A 3,753-nucleotide genomic window follows, 5' to 3' on the forward strand; every position below is an offset into this window, starting at 1 on the left:
GGCGTGGACCCCTCGCAATCCTGGGTGGTCGCCGAAAGCATCCGCCGGCGTATCAGGGAGATGGAATTCTCACCCGGCGGCAGGCCTTGTCCGCTTTCCGTCAGCATCGGCGGCACAAGCTTTACCGGCCCGATCACCTATGAGAAAATCTTCTCCGCTGCCGACAAAAGGCTTTACACGGCCAAGTCGAACGGACGCGATCAAGTCAGCTTCGATCCGGCCGGAACGTCTCCGGCGCCTCTGCCCGGGGTTGCCACCGTGCATTGATGGGTGACTCGGGACCGTCGCGCAGCAGTGCTTTGGCTGCCGACATCACGCTAAAGAGATAGTTTTCTCACGCCTGAAGCGCCAGATATCGAAAATCTGTCGACTTATACGCCTTGCTTCGACCAGGAGCTTTTCCGCGGGACTCCGCTTTGGAGCGGAATTTGCGCTGGCTCTCACGAGCCGCTCCTCACTAAGAAGGCTGGTCAACCCGAAGGCCTTCTCACGAATAAGGTCATTTTGCACACACAGTGCGGGCAACAGTTGGTAGATCGCTTTGCTTGACGATGTCGGAAGCGACGGATCGAAGATAACGTGATCGGCGGGCGCATCGAGACTTCGGGCGATCAGATCGCGCGCTGCTTGCTTCGAAATGATGTACCCGGCCGCTCCGATGTGGAACCCATATAGCCTAACAACCGAAAACACCCGACTGACGCAGGTGCGCTTCATCGCGATAACGGTTTTCTTTAGGTAGGTTTCCAGCTTGACGATATCGGCGTTGGCCGGAATCCATCCATCATCGGAAAGCATTGGGCCAGCTGCTTCGGACAACAGGACATCATCCTCGAAGATCGCACCAAAGGCATCCTCACCATCTGCGATGATGGTCCAGCAAACCTTGTGGCTCATAAGGCAAGCCGCTTCCGTGGGAGTTAAACTTGGTGAAGTCGCAGCAAATTCCGGTCGATGCAACGCGTCTACGGCAGGAACCCGGTCGAACGAAACACCAACCTTCGCGAATTCAGCCGTGACATGGGCAAGTCGATCGGGAGACCGATCGAGGTTAATAACCATACATTTCATTGATGCCCCCCACAGGCTATCGGTCGATAATTACTGCCTTGACCTTGAAATAACTTGCTTAACTAACTTGAAATAACTTGCTTAACTAAATAGCGAGACTCTGCAAGGGGTAGGCGACGCAGCTTAGGCTGCCAGTGATGTTTTTGAGCAATAGATGGACGACTTAGCACTCACCGAATGCCCCCGTATTGACGCAACCTGCGTAATGGGCGACCGATATCTCGGGCAGCTAAATACCAGCTGAAGGTAGATATCTCTGTTCACAGCGATTTTTCAGCAGCTGCGTTAGCTCTGCTCGGCCACAAGTAAGGCCACCGATCGCCATGTGGGCAGCACGGCAACGGCCAGATTTTCACTATCGGCAAACAGCCGGCCAAGCTAACAAAGCGCAGCGACCATGATCCATTTGTTCAACGGCTTTCAGGATCCCTTCGGCGGCAGTGACCTTGAAGCTCTGGAACTGTACCGGCTGTTGAGTGCCGATTCCGAGGTGCATCTGTGGGCAACCTCCTCCAGCGTGTCCGGCGAGTTGATGCGGAACTTCCCGATTCGCCGCGTCTCGCTGTCGAAGTGGGATGTCCCGAATGGCGGCACCTACGTCTTTCTCGGCTCGCATTGGCGCAACAAGGTGTGGCCTTACCTGATCCCGCGGCCGCGCCGGCTGATCTATGTCTTCAATACCTTTCACCCGAAAATCATCGCGCTGACGACGCGCATGCCCCGCATGCTGAACTGGCCAGACGCCGAACTGGTGCTGATTTCCGATTTTCAGAGACGGATGCTGCGGGTCGATGGCGTCGTGCATCCATCGCTGATCGATGTCGAACGTTTTTCACCCCGGCGTCTGGCTTCGGATCGTCCGTTCACCGTCGGACGCTTGAGTCGCGACGGGCCGGGCAAACATCATGCCGATGACATACCCCTCTACGAGACATTGCTGGCCGAGGGCACAGCCTTGCGGATTCAGGGCGGGGCAGGGCTCAAGGACAGCCTCATGCCGCATCCGCAACTCGAACTGTTCCCACCCGGCCGATTTTCCGCCGAAGAGTTTCTGCGGACGCTCGACGTGTTTTATTATCGCACCGGTTGGCATGTGGAGACCTTCGGTCGCGTCGTGTTGGAGGCGATGGCCTGCGGTTTGCCTGTGGTCTGCCATTCCCATGGCGGCTATTCCGACCACATAAGGCATGGCGAAAACGGTTTCTTGTTCGAGACGACTGAACAGGCGTTGCGCATCCTTGCCGATCTCAAAGCCGATCCGGCATTGCGGGCGACAGTGGGAAAAAGGGCGAGGGAGTCCTTCGAACAGATCTATTCTTCCCAAGCTGTGCGACAGAGGCTGGATTTCTATTTGCGTTAGCCCGGCGTCTGAAACCGTCTGCCCGGCCGGTTTGGCATCCAGATCGACATCGCGTTAAAGGGTGAGCACCCGAATGGCCTCCGGGTGGGTGGTGGGCTTCGGCGCGGAAACAGACTGTGCAGGACTTCTATCGATGACATTGATGGGCGCGGCGGCACTGCTGATCCTGATCCTGACTTACGCCGGTGTTGCAATTGGCCGCATCCCCGGCCTGCGCCTCGACCGGGCGGGGATCGCGCTTCTCGGCGGGGCCGCGATGATCGCCATCGGCGCGCTCAGCATGGAGGATGCCTACCGGGCGATCAATTTCGACACCATCACGCTTCTGCTCGGCATGATGATCGTGGTGGCGCATCTGAAGGTGTCAGGCGCCTTTCGCGGCCTTGGCGCCATCGCCATCGAGCACGCGCACGCGCCCTTCATGCTTTTGGTGATGGTGACGCTGCTGACCGGCGTGCTGTCCGCCTTCCTGGTCAACGACGCCATCTGCCTCGTCATGGCGCCGATCGTCGTCCATGTCACCCGTGTGATCAAGCGCAACCCGATCCCCTATCTGATCGCCACCGCCACCGCGTCGAATTGCGGCAGCGTCGCCACCATCACCGGCAATCCGCAAAACATGGTCATCGGCGCGCTGTCGGGCATTTCCTATCCGGCCTTTTCGGCAGCGCTGGCTCCGGTCGCCCTTTTCGGCCTCGTCGCGGTCGTTGTCATCATCCGCATCGTCTACCGGGCCGAATTCGCCCGAACGGTCCAACTGACGCCCGAGGTCTCGCGTGGCCGCATGCACAAGGGGCAGGTGCTGAAGGCGGTGGTGGTCTGCATCGGGCTGGCAATCGCCTTCTTCGCCGGTGTGCCTGTCGCCAAGGCCGCGCTCATCGGCGGCGCCATCCTCTTGCTTACCCGGGCGATCAAGCCGGAACGCATCTACCGCGAGATCGACGGTCCGCTGCTGTTCATGTTCGCCGGTCTGTTCGTGGTCGTCGCCGGCGCCGAAAAGACGCTTCTTTCGCCAGACATGATCGCCTCGGCAAAGGACCTCGGGCTGGACGATGTCTGGCGTCTGTCCGGATTCACCGCGGTGCTTTCCAACATCATGAGCAATGTCCCGGCCGTGCTGGCGCTGCGGCCTTTCATACCCGGCCTGGAAAACCCCGAGCGCGCCTGGCTGGTCGTCGCCATGAGCTCGACACTGGCCGGCAATTTCACGCTGCTGGGTTCGGTCGCCAATCTGATCGTCGCCGAACAGGCACGCGCCGCCGGCACGACGCTGTCGTTCGGCGCTTTTTTCAAGGTCGGCTTGCCGCTGACGCTGATAACGC

At 59.2% G+C, this 3,753-nt stretch carries 4 protein-coding genes; 3 read left to right on the plus strand and 1 reads right to left on the minus strand.

All coding sequences use genetic code 11. The features are described from left to right. Positions 1-267: GGDEF domain-containing protein (locus EN939_RS24815; RefSeq protein ID WP_164751197.1), on the plus strand; the 267-nt coding region annotated here is incomplete at its 5' end. 45 nt (positions 268-312) lie between these two features. Here EN939_RS24815 and EN939_RS24820 read toward each other — a convergent pair. Further along, positions 313-1,071 carry a glycosyltransferase family 25 protein gene (locus EN939_RS24820; RefSeq protein WP_127270453.1) on the minus strand — a complete coding sequence of 253 codons (759 nt, stop codon included), beginning with the start codon at positions 1,069-1,071 and terminating at the stop codon, positions 313-315. A 397-nt stretch (positions 1,072-1,468) separates the two neighbouring features. Here EN939_RS24820 and EN939_RS24825 point away from each other — a divergent pair, with 397 nt between their 5' ends. Both EN939_RS24825 and EN939_RS24830 read left to right on the plus strand, forming a co-directional pair. Then, a complete protein-coding gene (locus EN939_RS24825) occupies positions 1,469-2,431 on the plus strand; it encodes a glycosyltransferase family 4 protein (protein WP_127270455.1) in 963 nt (320 codons plus the stop codon). Positions 2,432-2,564: 133 nt separating this feature from the next. Next, a partial coding sequence (locus EN939_RS24830) for an anion transporter (RefSeq protein WP_164751198.1) occupies positions 2,565-3,753 on the plus strand: 1,189 nt, incomplete at its 3' end.

Origin of the sequence: Mesorhizobium sp. M7A.F.Ca.CA.002.05.1.1 (genome assembly GCF_003998335.1) — a bacterium.
Classification (GTDB): domain Bacteria; phylum Pseudomonadota; class Alphaproteobacteria; order Rhizobiales; family Rhizobiaceae; genus Mesorhizobium.